The following is an 18091-nucleotide window of genomic DNA, read 5'->3' on the forward strand; positions in this document are numbered from 1 at the left end:
GCGACCCTTTCGGCATTTCACCGGATGGTCAAGCCGGTTGTCAGCCGGTCAGCGTTGCCGCGCGGTTTAGCACCTCTTCGGCGCGCGGTCGGGTACAAATACCCCTGTCTTCCAACTCGGAAAACACACGATCCCGCAGATCGCCGGGCAACAGCGACAAGGCGCGGTTATGCAGACCCAACGTCAATGCAGCGGGATCATCCAGCATCGCCAACTGCGATGCCATTTCCTCGGGCGAATAGGTCGGCCAGAGCCCGATATTGCATTGCGCGTGGTCCTCGAACCACTGTGCATAGCCATCAGGCGACTTGAGGCAGAACGCATTCAGCAGCATGAACTCGGACGGCCGCCTGCGCGATCCAAACAACGCCTGCACCGAGCCATACCGATCGTTGATCTCGTCCAACAGCGCCAAGGCCAAGGATCGGCGCATCGCGAAAGGGGTCGCAAATGTCGTGGTCCTTAACCCGTTGAGGTCGGTACCTGACGCGCCCAGTGCATCAAGGCTCTCGACCAGCCAATTGCGGTGGTAATCGCTTTGGACGTCGATGAAAGCGATACGCGCCGCACCATTGTCAGCAAAGAACTCAGTCGGATCAAAGCTGCGCAGAAAGACGTTCTTGGTGTCCAGGATAACCATGTTCTCGGACGCCGCAACGCGCGCGGCGCCCAGCTTCAGAACTTGCTGACTGCGATACCCGTTGGACCCGCGCCACCCCTGCCTGCGAATGCCGGGAATACGAAACCGATTTTCGATCATGATCCGATCCGACAAGGATCGCCGCGCGTACTGACCGGGCTGCAACAACAGGTCATCGCCGCCCAGGACCTGAACCTTGGATCGCAGTGGGCCGTATGAAGCCAAAAGGGGTTCGATTTTTGCCCTGAGCGTATCTTCGTCGCAGTCATTCATGATCACGTGAATCGACGAAACCATGTCCGGATCGACAAAACGGGCAAAAGACAGCGCCTGAAGTTCAAGCAGGGGAAAGTCCTTGGAATACACGACGGTCGCGAAACTCAGCACAGCGCGGGCCCTTTCATCGTTTTGCCCGGTTTATCAGCAATTTCGGCGCGGTCAAATTCGCTCTCAAAGCCCCGAAATTGCGAATCAGCAACGCCACCGGTCAAACGGACACTCGAACTAAAGGAGATCATCCGCCATTAAAATATACCGCCGGTTGTGACGCTCTTCACAGACAGCCCGGTATTGTTTCAGGTATGAAGTTAATGTGAGCATGGCGAGGCAAACTGACCTCAAAATGCAACATTATTAGCGCAATTTTATTTCGCGTTTTGCTTATTTTTGGAAATTTTGTCACCCTGACTATGGGGGAATTCATTTTACAGAGCGGGGGTCGCTCATGAGTATTCGAATTGAAACTGAACAACCGGACGCATTTTCGGTCCGACAAACATCAACCGAACTGGATTGTGAATCCGCAGTTCTTCTGCGCGCAACCATCCTTCCGGTCTTTGCCAGCGCGGCAAGCTGGGCTGGTCTGACCGACATCCTGAACGACAAGGGATATTGTCTGGCGTTCCGGGATGGACGGATGTGCATCACCGATCAAACCACCGGAGACCGGGTTTGCGGTCTGCGTTTCCTGGGCCTTGAATTCAGGGATCTGGTGCGACAGCTGGGCCGTCCGATCGTCGTGGCACGGGGCCATGAGGCCAACGGAGATGTTCTGACTGCCCGACCGACGGCCTGACGCGCCTAAAAGCTGCGCCAGAACTGAACGGATCGGCGTGTGGTCTTCCACAGACTGTGGCGCGCGGCGGCTTTGATGGCATCCGACGTGCCGGGCTTTAACATTCGCTCAAGGATCAGTGCCGCGGGCATGTGACCACGTTGGTAATACCGAACGAAATCGGATTGTGTCAGACTATCGGTCGACCTGTAACCGCCGTAGTAATTCATCCAGACACGGGCGTAGTCTTCCGCTGTTGCGACATCGTCGCTCGTGGCACCCCTGCCCCAGAACATGGATATCGGGTCGTCAATGCGCTCGCCCTGATACCCTTCGGTCAAAAGGCGTAACATCAGATCGTAATCGGCCGCGACGCTAAATTGAGTGGCATGTCCGCCCAGCGCCAAAAACACATCCCGCTTCAGCAACACCGAGTTATGGCAGAACGGCATCCGCTGCAGAATCGCTGTCAGCGACATCCGTTTCTCTCGGCTTTCTGATCCATCCTCGAACCGGCGCAACGTCGAACCGAACAGGAAATCCGGCTGTGTCGCTTCAAGCCGATCAGCGACGATGTTCAAAATGTCGTCGGATGCCAGCGAGTCATCCGAGTTCAGGAACAACAGATATTCCCCACGCGCGGCCTTCGCGCCCTTGTTCATTGCGTCATACAAACCGGTATCCGGTTCGCTGAACAGCCGGGTGCGCGGTGCGTCCGCAGTCAGGTCCTGTAGAAACTCGACCGTGCCATCACTCGACGCCCCATCTTGAATGATATGCTCAGCCCGGCCGCAATTCTGACGGGCCATGCAATCGATCACCTCGCGAAAACTGTCCTGCCGCCCTTGCGACAGCAGGTCATAAGTCGCGGTGATGACCGAGATCAGCGGCGCGTCAGAGGTATCAGGCGATGCGCTCATAGATCTCGGCGATCTTGGTAACGGCGGCCTCGGGGGGCAACTCCTCGCTTTCGCCTGTGCGGCGGCAGGTCAGTTCAACCACTCCGTTTTTCAGACCGCGCGGGCCAACGGTGATGCGCCACGGCAGACCGATCAAGTCCATGGTGGCGAACTTGCCCCCTGCCCGTTCCTTACGGTCATCATACAATGGGTCGAGGCCCAGCGCAGTCAGCGCGCCGTAAATCTTGTTACACGCGGCGTCGGCCTCGCCATCACCCTGTTTCAGGTTGACGATACCGCAATGGAACGGCGTCACGCCTTCGGGCCAGATGATGCCCTTGTCGTCATGGCTGGCCTCGATGATTGCACCGATCAAGCGGCTGACGCCGATACCGTGGCTGCCCATGTGAACAGGAACCGGCTTTCCGTCGGGGCCTTGAACAGTTGCACCCATGGCTTCGGAATACTTGGTGCCGAAGTAGAAGATCTGGCCAACCTCGATCCCACGCGCCACGCGGCGACGCTCCTCGGGGACCTGATTGAACAGCGCCTCGTCATGGGTCTCATCGGTGCGGGCGTATTTCGAGGTGAACTCCTCAAGAATGGCCTGGCACTGCTCGGGGCTGTCGTAGTCGATCTGACGGTCACCAAAGGTCAGGTCGGTGACTGCGCTGTCATAGAACACCTCAGATTCACCGGTATCAGCCAGAACGAGGAACTCGTGCGTGTTGTCGCCACCGATGGGGCCGGAATCGGCGCGCATCGGGATGGCTTGCAGGCCCATGCGCTCATAGGTGCGCAGATAGGTGACCAGATGGCGATTGTAGGAGTGCAGCGAATCCTCTTTGGTCAGGTCGAAATTGTAGCCGTCCTTCATGTAGAATTCGCGCCCACGCATCACGCCGAAACGGGGGCGGATCTCATCGCGGAACTTCCACTGGATTTGGTACAGCGTCAGCGGCAGGTCTTTGTAGCTGCTCACATGACCGCGGAAGATGTCGGTGACCAGTTCCTCGGCAGTCGGCGTGAACAGCATATCCCGGTCATGCCGGTCCTTCATGCGCAGCATTTCCTGACCGTAGTCATCATACCGCCCGGATTCGCGCCACAGGTCAGCCGATTGGATGATGGGCATCTGGATCGCGATGTGGCCAGCGCGCGCCTGCTCTTCGTGGATGATGTTTTCCAGCTTGCGCAGCACTTTGAAGCCCAGCGGCAGCCAGGAGTAAATTCCGGCTGAAGCTTGCTTGATCATCCCGGCGCGCAGCATCAGCCGGTGGCTGACGATCTGGGCCTCGGAGGGGTTTTCCTTGAGAACGGGCAGAAAGTAACGGCTGAGGCGCATTGGTGAACCTTTAAAGGTGAATTTGGACTTCAAAGTTGCTTATGCCAAAGCCCCGCCGGGGGCAATCATGCATTGGTTATTTTGCGACCTCGGGTCAGTCGGTTTTTTGATTGACCCGCCAGTCAGAGACTTCGATTGTGACGGAAATGTAATTCCAAGGGGCACCCATGCAGACCATTCAGGAACCCGCTCGTAAGATTCCCGTGGTACACCAAACGGACGTTCTTATTGTTGGATCAGGCCCAGCCGGACTGGCCGCCGCGCTGGCTGCGGCGCGCGCCGGTGTTGAGGTTTCGTTGGTCGACCGCTTTGGCTGTATGGGTGGCAATATCACCGCCGTGGGTGTTGAGGGCTTTGCCTGGTACCGCCACGAACAGACGGTCGAGGCTGGTGGCATCGGCATGGAGTTCGAGACCCGTGCTAAGGACATGGGCGCCGCGGTGCCCGAAAGCCAGTCGCTGAGCTATGAATTGGACAGCGAGGGTTTTAAGCTAGTGGCCGACAAGCTGGTTGAAGAGGCAGGCGTTCATCCGATGCTGCACCGGCAATTCGTCGCTCCGATCATGGAAGGTGACCGGATCACCGGCATCATTACTGAATCCAAAGCGGGGCGCGAGGCGATCCTGGCCAAGGTTGTGATCGACGCCACCGGCGACGCCGATGTTGCCCACCGCGCAGGCGCGCCGACGCACAAGACCGCCCGCGAAGATATGATGGCCGCCTCGGTCATGTTTCATCTGGCTGGTGTCGACAAACGCGCTTTTATGGAGGGCGTCAAGGCAGATCCCCAGACCTACAAGGATTGGGGCGGCGGCGGTGAGTGGAACATCGAAACTTCGGGCAAAGAAGACGACATGTTCTCTCCCTTCGTGCACAAGCCGTTCCAGCAGGCCATCGATCAGGGCCTGATCCCGCCGCATCTGAACACCATCGCGGGCACATGGGGTGCAATGCACGACACGGGCGAGCTGACCTATATGAACCTCATCCACCTGGCCGAGATCGACGGCACGGACCCCGACAGTTTGACACGTGGCGAGATTGAGGGCCGCCGCCAGTCGATGCTTGCCATTGAGGCGCTGCGCCGGTTCATGCCCGGTTGTGAAAACGCACGGCTGCGGAACTTTGGGATGACCATCGGCATTCGCGACACGCGGAAGATCGATGCGGTCTATAACATGACTGAAGATGACGCCCGCCATCAGGGCCGGTTCGAGGATACAATCGGTATCTATCCCGAATTCATCGATGGCTATGGCATATTGATCCTGCCGACCACGGGGCGATATTTGCAGGTTCCCTATCGCTCGATGCTACCCAAGGGCATCAAAGGCTTGCTGGTCGCGGGCCGTTCGCACGGTGCGGACAAGGTGGCCCACGCCGCAACGCGCAACATGGCCTGTTGCGCGGTCATGGGACAGGGTGCAGGAATTGCCGCGGCCTTGTCGCTGAAAGGCAACCAGGACCTACACGCGATGAACCTTGCCCCTGTTCACGCGGAACTGGACCGGCAGGGCGTGAGGGTTCACTGATGCAGTCAATCCCCACGATCGACATCTCTCCGCTGCAAGACACGGCCCATCCGGACCATGACGCAACCGTTCAGCGGATATTGAACGCCTGCACTGACATCGGCTTTCTCTCCATCACAGGCACTGGGGTTTCGCCTGACACCGTTAATCAGGTCCGTGCCAAGACGCGCGCGATCTTTGACATCGATGAACAGAGCAAGTGGGATCAGGCCATCACCCGCAACAATTATCGCGGATATATCCCCATGGGTTTCTTCACGCCCAATGATGGCTCGGGCAAGGCGGACAAATACGAAGGTTACAAGCTTCATTTCGAAGTTTCCGAGGACCACCCGGTTCGTGATGACTGTGCGCTTTATGGCCCGAACCTCTGGCCAGCTGAAGTACAGGGCGCGCAGGAAGTGATATTGGAGTATTGGTCGCAACTGGACCACGTGGCCGAACTGCTTCTGGGCGCGCTTGAAATCGGTCTGGCTCTGAAGCCCAACGTCCTGAAAGAGGCCTTTGCCACCCCCATGACAAACATGACGCTGTTGCACTATCCGCCGCAGGCACCGGATGAGGAAGGCTTTGGCATTCATCCCCACAAGGACACGGATGCCCTGACGATTATCGCCCCCGACCCCGTTGGCGGGCTAGAAGTGCAGACCCGCGATGGCGGATGGATCACCCCGGATTGCCCACCCGGCGGCTTTATCGTGAATATCGGCGACATGCTTGAGCTGTGGTCGGGTGGACGGTTGAAATCAACGCCGCATCGGGTGGTCAACAAATCTGGCAAAGAACGCTATTCCTTCCCTTATTTCGCGGTTCCGCGTCACGAAGTGATCGTCGAGCCACTGTTACCGCCGCTGCCCGGCTTTGATCGCCCTGCGGTTCACTGCGGGCTTTGGTCGGCCGAAATCTGGCGCACAAACTGGCCCGATGAAACCGCCACGGCTGATACGCCCGAGCTCGGAACGCTGGACTCATAATTCCTGGAAATCCCCAAGGCATGAACCGCTTGCATCGCGGGACCGGTTAAGCCAAGAACACCGGTAAGAGCCAAAAACAAGGGGACAAGCATGGCCTTGCCGGTAAAGGATCAACTCAGGTATTGGGGCGTCGCGGCTGCCATTTTTGTGCTTTGCCTATGGGCACTTGGAGACGTTTTGCTACCCTTTGTGATTGGCGGTGCAATCGCCTATTTCCTTGACCCGATTGCAGATCGTCTTGAAAATCTGGGCCTGTCGCGCATGGCAGCCACTGCGATCATCACAGTTGTTGGCATTCTGGGCTTTGCTCTGGCAATCCTGATGGTTGTTCCCGCGCTGATTACCCAGTTGATCGAGTTGGTCGAAGTTATGCCAAGCCTGTTCCAACAGCTGCGCAGCTTCATCGAACAACAGTTCCCGTCCCTTCTGGACCGCGAATCCAATTCGCACCAATTCCTCGTCTCACTGGGTGAAACGCTGAAATCCAAAACAGGCGATGTCTTGCAATCCGTCGCTGCCTCATTGGGTTCGGCGATCAACGTCGTCGTTCTGTTGGTCATTGTTCCGGTTGTGGCCGTCTACATGCTGTTGGACTGGGACCGCATGATCGCCCGGATCGGTGATCTACTGCCCCGCGATCACGCCCCGACGATCAAACGACTGGCCGGTGAAATTGACGCCGTTCTGGCCTCATTCGTGCGCGGCATGGGCACGGTCTGCCTGATCCTTGGCACCTATTACGCCGTGGCACTGATGGCGGTCGGCCTGCAGTTCGGACTGATCGTCGGTTTCATCGCGGGTCTGGTCACATTCATTCCCTACCTCGGCGCGCTTATCGGCGGCACGCTGGCCATCGGTCTGGCGCTGTTCCAGTTCTGGGGGGATTGGGCGCATATCGGTCTGGTTGCCGGGATCTTTGCGCTGGGCCAGGTAACCGAAGGCAATTTCCTGACGCCAAAGCTGGTAGGTAGCTCAGTGGGTTTGCACCCAGTGTGGTTGCTACTGGCTCTGTCAGTTTTCGGTGCCTTGTTCGGCTTTGTCGGGATGCTGATCGCGGTGCCCGTTGCCGCAGCGCTGGGAGTGCTGGCGCGGTATGCAACATCGGTCTATTTGGGCAGCCGCCTGTATACCGGCCTCGAAAGCGCGGATCAGGAAGACCTGTAGTATGGCCCTTCAGCTAAGCTTTGATCTTCCGGCGAAAACTGCGCTGGGGCGTGAGGATTTTTTCGTCTCTCCCGCGAATGCACTTGCGGTTGCCATGATCTCGGCCACGTCCTGGCCGGGCAACAAACTGGTTCTGAGCGGCCCTGCGGGTGCAGGTAAAACCCATCTGGCACATGTCTGGGCGGCGGAAACCGGTGGTCGGATCATTCAGGCCACGGATGTGCGTCACGAAGACGTGCCGGATCTGGCACGCGCGCCTGTCGCGGTTGAAGACGTCCCGATGATCGCGGACGACTTAGAACAACAGAAAACACTGTTTCACTTGCACAATCTTGTGTTGGCCGAAGGCAACGCCCTTCTCATGACTGGGCGGCTGGCCCCTAATTTCTGGCAACTTCCGTTGCCCGATCTCCAAAGCCGGATCGAGGGCGCGCATCACGTAGCGCTTGACCCGCCGGATGACGCATTGCTGGGCGCGGTTCTGGCCAAGCTGTTCGTGGACCGGCAATTGAACCCCAGCCCTGAGGTCATCGCCTATTTGGTCAAACATATGGACCGGCGCTTTGAAACTGCCGCCAGTGTTGTGGCGCAACTGGACCAGCTTGCCCTATCGGAAAAGCGCGACATTACCCGCGCCTTGGCGGTGCGTGTTTTGAGCGCAGATTTAGATGATATCCAATCTGGGAATTGACCCACGCCGGGTCATCTCGCATTCTGCACGCGGAATATCTGGAAGAGACATGGATCAAACTGTCGTTACCGAAATCCCTGACTGGGGTCCGTTCGGAAAACCCCTCTTTGATGACCCCCAAGCCCGAGCTCTGTCACGCGTGGGCGTGGTTGACGTCGGATCAAACTCAGTCCGGATGGTGATCTTTGACGGTGCCGCGCGCTCACCGGCTTATTTCTACAATGAAAAAGTGATGTGCGAGCTCGGCGCGGGCCTTTCAGACACGGGGCGGCTTAACCCAACGGGTCGCAAACGCGCCTTGGCCGCTTTGGGCCGGTTTGCCCAACTCTCCGATGACCTTGGCCTGCCCGGCCTGCATGTCGTCGCCACCGCAGCCGTGCGTGAGGCCGAAGACGGCCCCGAGTTTTGTGCCGAAGTCAAAGCCGAAACCGGCCTGACCGTATCGGTCATCAACGGCGATGAAGAGGCACGCCTGTCCGCGCAGGGTGTCCTGCTGGGATGGCCAGGTGCGTATGGGCTGATTTGCGATATTGGCGGGTCCTCAATGGAATTGGCCGAGATCGGAGACGGCGGTGTCGGTCGGCGCCTGACCTCGGCGCTGGGGCCGCTGAAACTGCGGGACATCAAAGGTGGGCGGCGTGCGCGCAAGGCACACATCAAGGTCACGATGGAGGATCTGCGCGACCAGATGGGGCCGCAACGAGATCGCCTGTTCCTAGTGGGCGGAAGCTGGCGAGCATTTGCGCGTCTGGACATGCTGCGTCGGGGTTATCCCCTGAACGTGCTGCATGAATATCGCATGACCACCAAGCAGGTGCGCGAGACCATTAAATTCATCGAAAAAGGTGACCCGGAAAAGCTGCGCAGCAAAGCCGGTGTGTCGGGATCACGGATGGCACTGATCCCCTATGCGATGGATGTGCTGGCACGCTTGATCCGCACGTTCAAACCCAAGGATATCGCCATTTCCAGCTATGGTATCCGCGAGGGTCTGCTTTACGAGCAGATGCCACAAAACCTCCGAGACCGCGATCCGTTGATCGAGGCGAGCCGTTTTTCCGAAGCCAAGGACGCCCGCCTGCCCGGTTTCGGAAAACATCTGCTCGATTTCGTGATGCCGCTGTTCAAATCAGCCCCACCCGCGCGCATCCGCCTGATAAAGGCGGCCTGTCTGTTGCACGACGTCAGCTGGCGCGCACATCCTGACTATCGCGCCGAGGTCTGTTTCGACTACGTCACACGTGCCAATCTGGGCGGCTTGAAGCACTCGGAGCGAGTTTATATCGGGCTGGCCCTGCAACACCGGTATCGCAACAAACGCGAGGGCAACCGGTTCACCGCACTGTACGAACTCCTAGACGAGAAAGACCAGAAACAGGCCGAGATTTTGGGAAAGGCCATGCGGTTTGGTGCTATGCTGTGGATGCAGAACGATGCGCCGATGGCGACTTTGAAATTTTACCCCAAGAAGCAACAACTGGACCTGTTCTTGCCAACTGCAGCACGCCCCCTGTTCAACGAAGTGGCCGAGGCACGGCTAAAGTCACTCGGCAACGCTTTGAAATCCGAGACTCGCGTCATCATCCGGGGCTAGATATCAAATCTCGGTTTCGCCCTCGGGCGGGCCTTCAGGGATCTCTGGCTGTATCTCTGGGTCCTGCGGCGGCTTTTTGCGGATAATTATATCGCCGTTAGGCAGGATCTCGGGTGCTTCATAGGCGCTCCAATCCTCAATCTCATCTGCCATCTCGGCCAAGGCGGGCCCCATTTCCGCAATAAATGACTGCATTGCAGGGCCAAACTGTTCGGCCAGGCCCAGCAGTTCATCCAATGCAGGCTCCATCTCCTGGCGCAAGCCTTCAAAGAACAGCTCTGCCCCCTGCTCTATCAGGGATTTGTTCCCCTCTTCCTCGGCAAAAGCCGGAAGGGCCATAGTGACGGTCAACGCGCAGATTGGAATGAAACGTTTCATATCGAAAATATAGGGCAACTGAAACGCGGTTGAAAGATCACAGCTCGATATCCAGAGTGACAGGGAAATGGTCAGACGCGGTTAGCAACGCTGCATGTAGATCCTGCGCATCACGGCAAGCCGGATCGCGAAACGGATGCCATATGCGCCAGTCCGGGCGACGATCCTTTAACCCATCGCTGATCATAATATAGTCCAGCAACGCCTCAAGATACCCGCGATCTTGGGGCCGATAAAAGCGCGCGGTCGACGGGCGTTCACCCGGTTCTGACCCAAAGGCCGTATCCGCGTGGGGGTCGAACAACCCCGATTGCAGCAGGATTTCAACCGATGAGCGACCAAACAAGTTTTCGAATTCGTCCAGCCCCGGACCATCGTTCAGATCGCCCATTAAGATCAACTGTTCATCAGCCGCCAGATGCGCCTTGATCCGCCTGCTCAGCCAGATCGCCTGAGCCAGCTGTTTCCGACGATTGGCGATCGAGATGCGGATCGCCGCATCGCGGGTTTCCGCCCCATGAGGCGCCTTTGACTTCAGATGCGCGCCAATAAGACGGAACCGTTCGCCTGCCTTGGTTTCAACTGCCAATTCCATAGGCGGCTTGGAAAACTGCACCTGATCCTCGGTTGCGTCGATATCGAGGTCGATGTGAAACACCTGATCGAAACGCGGAGCCCGTTGCCCTCCGTCTTTTGGATCATGTCGCACCGTCAGAACGCGCGGGTCGTACAACAAGGCCAGTTCTTGGTGCGTATCGTTGGCAAATCCCATCACGGCTTCGCTGGCGCGCAGATCGAATGTCTCGGCAAAGTTTTGTAGCGCGCGGACCGTGTTCTGAGATTTCCCTGTGTTTGGTGCTTCGACAACCAGCACAGCATCCGCATCGATCGCCGTCAGAACCTTGGCGATAGCCTCGATCTGCTGCGCTTTCGTGACATCATGGCGACCTGACCAACTGTCATCAGCGACCAGTTCGTCATGACGATCAAACAGATTAGCGAACCACTCGATGTTATAGGTCGCGAGGCGCATGCCTCAGGCCTGCGCGCCGTTGATTTCGTCCCAGGCGCGGTTGATGTCGATCATCTTCTTTTCAGCCAAACGTACGGCCTCTTCTGGGACACCACGTGCCAACATCGCATCGGGATGTGTTTCGCGCACAAGTTGCCGCCAGACCTTACGAATATCGGGTAACGGCATGTCCCGTGGCACCCCAAGAACCGTGTAGGGATCATTGGGCGCATCAGGCACAAAACGGGCACGCAAGGCCATGAACTGCGCATCGGTCTGGCCGAAAATATGACTGACCTCTTCCAGAAACTCGTTTTCGTTGGGGTGATAGAACCCGTCCGCCATGGCGATGTGGAACAACCCCTCCATCAAATCGCACAGCGTGTTGCTGTCTTCGGAAAACATGCGCGCGATCTTACGGGCGTAATCCTGATAACCCGCAACATCCGTGCGGGCCATGTTGAACACGCGCGCCGCGCCTTCCTCGTCATCGCGGGCAATCTGGAACACGTCGCGAAACGCCGTAACTTCATCTCGCGTCACTTGCCCGTCAGCCTTGGCCATTTTCGCGCCCAATGCGATCACGGCGATGGTGAAGGCCACCGACCGTTCTGGCGGCGAGCGCAGCTTTTCAAAGACTGCGGTAAGGCTTTCACCCTGGGCAAGCGCGCTTAGCGCATCGGATATACGGATCCAGATCGACATGAGCGCACCCTAGCGTCCCAAATCGGGACTGTCAGGTGCAACCAAACCGTCTGTGGCAAGAATTTTCTGCATCAGCACAAGGTCCAGGCGTTTCCCCCACTTGAACCCAACCTCGGGCATGCGTCCGACTTCGACAAAGCCCACGGCCGCGTGAAAAGAAACTGCCGCCGGATTTGCCGAAGAAATTCCCGCCACCAGTGCATGAGTTCCTTCTGCCCGGGCGGCGGCCTCAAGCGACCGCATCAAAACGCGCCCCGTACCTTGTTCACGCGCATCAGTGGCCAGTTGGATCGTTAGCTCTCGGCACTGCGCGTATCCCGGACCGGATCGAAACGGACCATAGGTGGCAAACCCAAGAATCTGGTCGTCCTGTTCAGCCACAAGATAGGCCGGACCGCGCGCTTCGATGTCACGCGCAATGCTGTCTACACTGCGTTCGTCGGTTGTGAATGTTACCAGCGTGTCGCGGATGATTGCGTTGGTGATCGCAGCTATCTCTTTGGCATCCGCAGCTTTGGCTTGTCTGATTTTCATTCCAAAACGCGTTTCCCATGCGGTGTTTCGAACTCTGCCCGCAATGCGGCCGGGCCAGTGTCGAAAACCACAGCGTCCATTTCGCCTAGCAGCCTGGCTAGCTCCAGCGCGTCCGGGTGAAAAACCACCAACCGACGCAAGCAACATCCGCTATCCTGCAGCATATTTGCCGGATGCAAATCTCCGTGCCACTGAATAAGCGCCGGGAACAGATTGTCGAAGGGCAGACGCCCGTTTGGCGGAACCGCCATTTGCCATCTCAATGCGCCACGGGCCAGGTCGATCGGGTGGCCCACCCCATCCGGAAACACGGTCAACGAGGCTGAAATGTCCGGCACCCGGCATATCCAGTTGGTAAGGCGCGGCACGCCCTTGAACCGGTCCAGATCGAACCATCTGGTTCTATGCGGATTCGGTGCCTGTGGGTCAATCGCGATGGCCTCAAGATACAAGCCGTCTCGCAATCCTAACAGGCGGTTATATGTGCCAAACCTTTCATGCTTGCCGCCGTCCTGCAGCGGTACTCCCAATGCCTGTTCGACATGGGCAGACGCTTCTTCGAGCGTTTCGCCCGCAACCGCCAGATGATCCAGTAACACGCAGCGCCTCCTATGAAAAACGACCAAACCCTATCGGATCTGGTCGCATGTTTTCCTTAAAGGCGGTGGATCACAAGATTTTTCGACGAAAATCTTTGAAACCCTCAGCCTTTCGCTTCACCGATCAGGCGCAGGATGTCCTGAGCGGCTTCGGGGATGTTGGTGCCCGGGCCAAAGATCGCTTTGACGCCGTGATCATAGAGGAATCGATAATCCTGCTGCGGGATCACCCCGCCGCAGATTACAAGAATGTCCTCGGCACCGGCTTTCTTCAGCTCTTCTACTAGCTGCGGTGCCAGTGTTTTGTGCCCCGCTGCCTGCGACGAAATACCGATGACGTGCACGTCGTTGTCCACGGCGTCCTGCGCGGCCTCAGCCGGGGTTTGGAACAGCGGGCCTACATCCACGTCAAACCCGATATCCGCAAAGGCGGTTGCGATCACCTTGGCACCGCGGTCATGCCCGTCTTGCCCCATCTTGACCACAAGCAGGCGTGGACGGCGGCCTTCGGCCTCGGCAAACTCTTCGATGGATTTCTGGATCGCAGCAAAGCCTTCATCGCCTTCATATGCCGCGCCATAGACACCGGCCAACGTTTTCACTTCGGCGCGGTGGCGACCGAATTCTTTTTCCATTGCCATGCTGATCTCTCCTACGGATGCACGGGCGCGGGCGGCCTCAACGGCAGCAGCCAGCAGGTTTCCACCCTCGCGGGCGGTCTTGGTCAGAGCATCCAGTGCCGTTTGACAGGCGGCTTCGTCACGGGTTGCACGGATACGTTCCAATCGCGCGACCTGAGCTTCGCGCACGGCCACATTGTCGACGTCCAGAATGTCGATCGGGTCTTCCTGTTCCTTGCGGTACTTGTTGACGCCGACGATCACCTCGTCACCCCGGTCAATCATGGCCTGACGGCGGGCGGCGCTTTCCTCGATCCGCAGCTTGGGCATACCGCTGGCAACGGCCTTGGTCATGCCGCCCATTTCCTCGACCTCTTCCATCAAGGCCCAGGCTTTTTCGATCAACTCGTTGGTCAGGCTTTCGATGTAATACGAACCGGCCAGCGGATCGACCACATCGGTCACACCGGTTTCCTCTTGCAGAACTAGCTGCGTGTTCCGCGCGATACGGGCCGAGAAATCAGTGGGCAGCGCAATCGCCTCGTCCAGCGCGTTTGTGTGCAGAGACTGGGTACCGCCTAGAACCGCGCTCATCGCCTCATAGGCGGTGCGGATCACGTTGTTATACGGGTCCTGTTCCTGCAGCGACACGCCCGAAGTCTGGCAATGAGTTCGTAGCATTTTGGAGCGTTCGGATTTCGCGCCAAAATCCGTCATCACCCGGTGCCACAGAGTACGTGCGGCGCGCAATTTGGCGATTTCCATAAAGAAATTCATGCCGATAGCAAAGAAGAAGGACAAACGCCCAGCGAACTTGTCGACATCCATGCCAGCCTGCGTGGCGGCACGGACGTATTCACGCCCGTCGGCCAGCGTATAGGCCAGTTCCTGCACCAGGTTCGCCCCGGCCTCTTGCATGTGATAGCCCGAGATCGAGATCGAGTTGAATTTCGGCATCTCGTTCGATGTGAATTCAATGATGTCCGAGATGATCTTCATCGAAGGCTCAGGCGGGTAAATATAGGTGTTTCGGACCATGAACTCTTTCAGAATGTCATTCTGAATGGTGCCGGACAGGACGGATTTGTCATGCCCCTGCTCTTCGCCTGCAACGATGAAACTTGCCAGGATCGGGATCACCGCGCCGTTCATGGTCATCGAGACCGAGACCTTATCCAACGGAATACCGTCGAACAGGATCTTCATGTCCTCGACGCTGTCGATTGCCACACCGGCCTTGCCCACGTCACCGACAACGCGCGGATGGTCACTGTCATAGCCGCGGTGCGTCGCCAGATCGAAAGCGACCGACACACCCTGCTGACCGGCCGCCAGATTGCGGCGATAGAACGCGTTTGATTCTTCAGCGGTCGAGAAACCCGCATATTGGCGGATCGTCCAAGGGCGGCCCGCATACATGGTCGCCTTCACACCGCGCGTAAAAGGACCGAACCCAGGCAGCGACCCCATATGCGGCAGCTCAGCGGTGTCTTCCTGCGTGTAAAGAGGTTTGACGTCGATACCTTCCAAAGTCTCTTTGGTCAGGTCGTCCAACGGGCGTCCGCGCAGCTCTTTCTCGGCCAGCGCCTGCCAGTCTATCGTATCGGTCATTGCGTATTCCTTTTCTCAATTCGGGTCGCGAACAGGCTTGGCCTGCGCGTTTTAACGTTCGGTGCCGCGCGTCGCGGCAGGTGTAAACGCGATATTTTGAAGCCTGCGTGCATTTCGCCGGTCGCATTCACCGGCGCAGAGGCTATATTCAAACGAACAGGAGGCCCTATGACACGAACGCTTGCCCTTGTTTTCTCGGCACTATTCCCGCTGGTCGCGATGGCGGCAGATGGGTCTGCGCCCGCCGATGAAGATTTTGTCCGCCCCGCTGGTGATAGCGAGCTGAGCGAATACTTATGGGTCAACCGGCCCATCGTCGTCTTTGCCGATACCCCAGCCGACCCGCGTTTCCGGCAGCAAATCGACATGCTTCTGGAAGGCGAAGAGGCCATGCGCGACCGGGATGTGGTCGTGCTGACCGATACCGATCCGTCCGCCCGATCTCCGATCCGGTCACAATTGCGCCCGCGCGGCTTCCAGATGGTGTTCGTCGACAAGGACGGCGTGGTCAAACTGCGCAAACCTTCGCCGTGGAGCACACGTGAAATCGGCCGTTCCATCGACAAAACGCCCCTGCGCGAACGTGAAATCCGCGAACGACGCGACGGCGGCTGAGCGCTTTCGCCACGCCCAAAGCTCCCGGCGCGAACCGCCGGGAAACCACGGAGATATGGTGAAAACGCGATCATGATCACTCGAACTCGATGATCACGTCGTCCACGGCCAGGTTGTCGCCGGGGCCTGCGTTGACTTTGGACACGACACCTTTCTTCTCGGCGCGCAGGATGTTTTCCATCTTCATCGCCTCAACAGTGCACAGCGCCTGACCTTCCTGCACTTCCTGCCCTACTTCGACATCGATCTTCACGATCAGGCCGGGCATCGGGCACAGCAGCATTTTCGAAGTATCCGGCGGCAGCTTTTCGGGCATCATACGCGCCAGCTCGGCCTGACGCGTCGTGCGGACATGGACCTTGAGGTCTGCGCCCCGGTTGCGAATACGGAACCCGCCCGAGATTTTTCCGACTTTCAGAACCAGCGGGCTGCCATCGACGTCCAGCACCGCCAAGTGATCGCCCGGCGTCCAGTCCGAAGTGACCCGCACGGTGGTACCGTCTGAAAACGTCACGGATGACCCATCGCGATCCGCATCAATCTCAACTGCATATTCCTGCCCTTGCAGTGTGACGACCCAATCAGAGCCGACCTTGCGTTCGTGATTGTCCATCCGGCCAGAAACGCGGGTGCGGCGAATCTCGGCCACGCGGTGCATGGCTGCGCAGGAAGCCGCGATGCGGCGCAAGTCGGCCTCGGACAGTTCAACGCCTTCGAAACCGTCGGGATATTCCTCGGCGATAAAGGCCGTGGTCATGTCCCCGCTGACGAATTTCGGATGGTCCATCACAGCCGACAGGAATGGCAGGTTGTGGCCGATGCCTTCGACCTCAAAGCTGTCCAGCGCTACGCGCATCGCCTCAATCGCTGCCTCGCGGGTCGGGGCCCAGGTGCACAGTTTGGCGATCATCGGGTCATAGTACATGCTGATCTCGCCGCCTTCATAGACGCCGGTGTCGTTGCGCACGGCGGCTTCACCTTCGGGCGCTTCACCTTGCCATTTATCGTTCACCAACAGCGGACCAGAGGCAATCTCTTGCGGCGGACGATAGCGGGTCAGACGACCAATCGACGGTAGGAAGCCGCGATACGGATCTTCGGCATACAGGCGGTTTTCGATGGCCCAGCCGGTCAGGGTCACGTCGTCCTGTGTGATCGACAGCTTTTCACCCGCCGCCACTCGGATCATCTGCTCAACCAGATCGACACCGGTGATCAGTTCGGTGACCGGGTGTTCCACCTGAAGACGCGTGTTCATTTCCAGGAAATAGAAGTTCTTTTCGCCATCGACGATGAATTCAACCGTACCGGCGCTGGCATAGTCCACGGCCTTGGCCAGTGCCACGGCCTGTTCGCCCATCGCCTTACGGGTCGCCTCGTCCAGGAACGGCGACGGTGCCTCTTCGACCACTTTCTGGTTCCGACGCTGGATCGAGCATTCACGTTCGCCCAGATAAATGCCGTTGCCATGGCTGTCGCAAAGGACCTGAATTTCGATGTGACGCGGCTGGGTCACGAATTTTTCAATAAAGATACGGTCATCACCGAACGAGTTTGCCGCCTCGTTCTTAGACGACTGGAAGCCTTCGCGCGCCTCTTCATCATTCCAAGCGATCCGCATACCTTTGCCGCCGCCGCCGGCGCTGGCCTTGATCATGACAGGATAGCCGATTTCGTTGGAAATCTTAACGGCCTCTTCGGCGTCTTCGATCAGGCCCATGTAACCGGGAACGGTCGAAACGCCGGCTTCTTGCGCGATCTTTTTCGAAGTGATCTTGTCACCCATGCTTTCAATCGCTCCAACCGGGGGGCCGACAAAGGCCACGCCTTCCGCCTCAAGCGCCTCGGCGAATTTGGAGTTTTCCGATAAAAAGCCGTAACCGGGGTGAACCGCCTGCGCGCCACTTTGGCGGATGGCCTCCATGACCTTATCGATAACGATGTAGGATTGGTTCGCAGGCGGCGGGCCGATATGCACCGATTCATCCGCCATCGACACATGCAAGGCGTTCTTGTCTGCGTCCGAATAAATAGCAACGGTGCCGATACCCATCTTGCGGGCTGTCTTGATGACCCGGCAGGCGATCTCGCCCCGGTTGGCGATCAGGATCTTGTTAAACATGG

General features: G+C 58.1%; 17 protein-coding genes. 7 read left to right on the forward strand and 10 right to left on the reverse strand.

The window, feature by feature from the left end; all coding sequences use genetic code 11:
• Nucleotides 1-40: 40 nt before the first annotated feature.
• The gene (locus AC2FFH_RS01290) at nt 41-1027 is read right to left on the reverse strand and encodes a DUF6492 family protein (RefSeq protein ID WP_496843562.1); all 987 of its coding nucleotides are present in this window, start codon (nt 1025-1027) and stop codon (nt 41-43) included.
• Between the two features lie 337 nt (nt 1028-1364).
• Between AC2FFH_RS01290 and AC2FFH_RS01295 the strand changes: the two genes are divergently transcribed.
• On the forward strand, nt 1365-1715 hold the full coding sequence (locus tag AC2FFH_RS01295; RefSeq protein WP_496767896.1) for a hypothetical protein: 351 nt from the start codon (nt 1365-1367) through the stop codon (nt 1713-1715).
• Between the two features lie 5 nt (nt 1716-1720).
• Here the strand turns inward: AC2FFH_RS01295 and AC2FFH_RS01300 are convergent, their stop codons facing one another.
• A complete protein-coding gene (locus tag AC2FFH_RS01300) occupies nt 1721-2614 on the reverse strand; it encodes a glycosyltransferase family 2 protein (RefSeq protein WP_496767894.1) in 894 nt (297 codons plus the stop codon).
• Nucleotides 2598-3938 carry a proline--tRNA ligase gene (proS, locus tag AC2FFH_RS01305; RefSeq protein ID WP_496767892.1) on the reverse strand — a complete coding sequence of 447 codons (1341 nt, stop codon included), beginning with the start codon at nt 3936-3938 and terminating at the stop codon, nt 2598-2600. Before proS ends, AC2FFH_RS01300 begins: the two co-directional genes overlap by 17 nt.
• 167 nt (nt 3939-4105) lie before the next feature.
• Between proS and AC2FFH_RS01310 the strand changes: the two genes are divergently transcribed.
• The 5 genes from AC2FFH_RS01310 (at nt 4106) to AC2FFH_RS01330 (ending at nt 9893) form a co-directional block, all read left to right on the forward strand.
• Nucleotides 4106-5470, forward strand: a complete 1365-nt coding sequence (locus AC2FFH_RS01310; RefSeq protein WP_496767889.1) for an FAD-dependent oxidoreductase — start codon at nt 4106-4108, stop codon at nt 5468-5470.
• On the forward strand, nt 5470-6444 hold the full coding sequence (locus AC2FFH_RS01315; protein WP_496767887.1) for an isopenicillin N synthase family dioxygenase: 975 nt from the start codon (nt 5470-5472) through the stop codon (nt 6442-6444). The genes AC2FFH_RS01310 and AC2FFH_RS01315 overlap by 1 nt, the downstream gene beginning before the upstream one ends.
• A gap of 90 nt (nt 6445-6534) precedes the next feature.
• Nucleotides 6535-7608 carry an AI-2E family transporter gene (locus AC2FFH_RS01320; RefSeq protein WP_496767885.1) on the forward strand — a complete coding sequence of 358 codons (1074 nt, stop codon included), beginning with the start codon at nt 6535-6537 and terminating at the stop codon, nt 7606-7608.
• A gap of 1 nt (nt 7609) precedes the next feature.
• The gene (locus AC2FFH_RS01325) at nt 7610-8299 is read left to right on the forward strand and encodes an HdaA/DnaA family protein (protein ID WP_496767883.1); all 690 of its coding nucleotides are present in this window, start codon (nt 7610-7612) and stop codon (nt 8297-8299) included.
• A gap of 49 nt (nt 8300-8348) precedes the next feature.
• Nucleotides 8349-9893 (forward strand): Ppx/GppA family phosphatase, encoded by a 1545-nt coding sequence (locus tag AC2FFH_RS01330; RefSeq protein ID WP_058276844.1) that lies wholly within the window; start codon nt 8349-8351, stop codon nt 9891-9893.
• 3 nt (nt 9894-9896) lie between these two features.
• Here the strand turns inward: AC2FFH_RS01330 and AC2FFH_RS01335 are convergent, their stop codons facing one another.
• The 6 genes from AC2FFH_RS01335 to scpA form a co-directional block, all read right to left on the reverse strand.
• A complete protein-coding gene (locus AC2FFH_RS01335; protein WP_496724303.1) occupies nt 9897-10271 on the reverse strand; it encodes a hypothetical protein in 375 nt (124 codons plus the stop codon).
• A gap of 37 nt (nt 10272-10308) precedes the next feature.
• Nucleotides 10309-11304, reverse strand: a complete 996-nt coding sequence (locus AC2FFH_RS01340) for an endonuclease/exonuclease/phosphatase family protein (RefSeq protein ID WP_496724301.1) — start codon at nt 11302-11304, stop codon at nt 10309-10311.
• A 3-nt stretch (nt 11305-11307) separates the two neighbouring features.
• Entirely contained in the window at nt 11308-11988 is a 681-nt protein-coding gene (locus tag AC2FFH_RS01345; protein WP_496724299.1) for a TerB family tellurite resistance protein, read from the reverse strand.
• A gap of 9 nt (nt 11989-11997) precedes the next feature.
• A complete protein-coding gene (locus AC2FFH_RS01350; protein WP_496767870.1) occupies nt 11998-12522 on the reverse strand; it encodes a GNAT family N-acetyltransferase in 525 nt (174 codons plus the stop codon).
• Nucleotides 12519-13121 carry a VOC family protein gene (locus tag AC2FFH_RS01355; protein ID WP_496767868.1) on the reverse strand — a complete coding sequence of 201 codons (603 nt, stop codon included), beginning with the start codon at nt 13119-13121 and terminating at the stop codon, nt 12519-12521. The genes AC2FFH_RS01350 and AC2FFH_RS01355 overlap by 4 nt, the downstream gene beginning before the upstream one ends.
• 104 nt (nt 13122-13225) lie before the next feature.
• Nucleotides 13226-15352, reverse strand: coding sequence for a methylmalonyl-CoA mutase (scpA, locus tag AC2FFH_RS01360; protein ID WP_496843564.1), 2127 nt, complete (start codon nt 15350-15352; stop codon nt 13226-13228).
• A gap of 168 nt (nt 15353-15520) precedes the next feature.
• Between scpA and AC2FFH_RS01365 the strand changes: the two genes are divergently transcribed.
• Complete coding sequence (locus AC2FFH_RS01365) at nt 15521-15967, forward strand: DUF4174 domain-containing protein (RefSeq protein ID WP_496767865.1); 447 nt, start codon at nt 15521-15523, stop codon at nt 15965-15967.
• A 76-nt stretch (nt 15968-16043) separates the two neighbouring features.
• Here AC2FFH_RS01365 and AC2FFH_RS01370 read toward each other — a convergent pair whose 3' ends face one another.
• Nucleotides 16044-18089 (reverse strand): ATP-binding protein, encoded by a 2046-nt coding sequence (locus AC2FFH_RS01370; protein ID WP_496843565.1) that lies wholly within the window; start codon nt 18087-18089, stop codon nt 16044-16046.
• Between the last annotated feature and the right edge of the window lie 2 nt (nt 18090-18091).

This window comes from Ruegeria sp. YTSC003, from assembly GCF_059609785.1.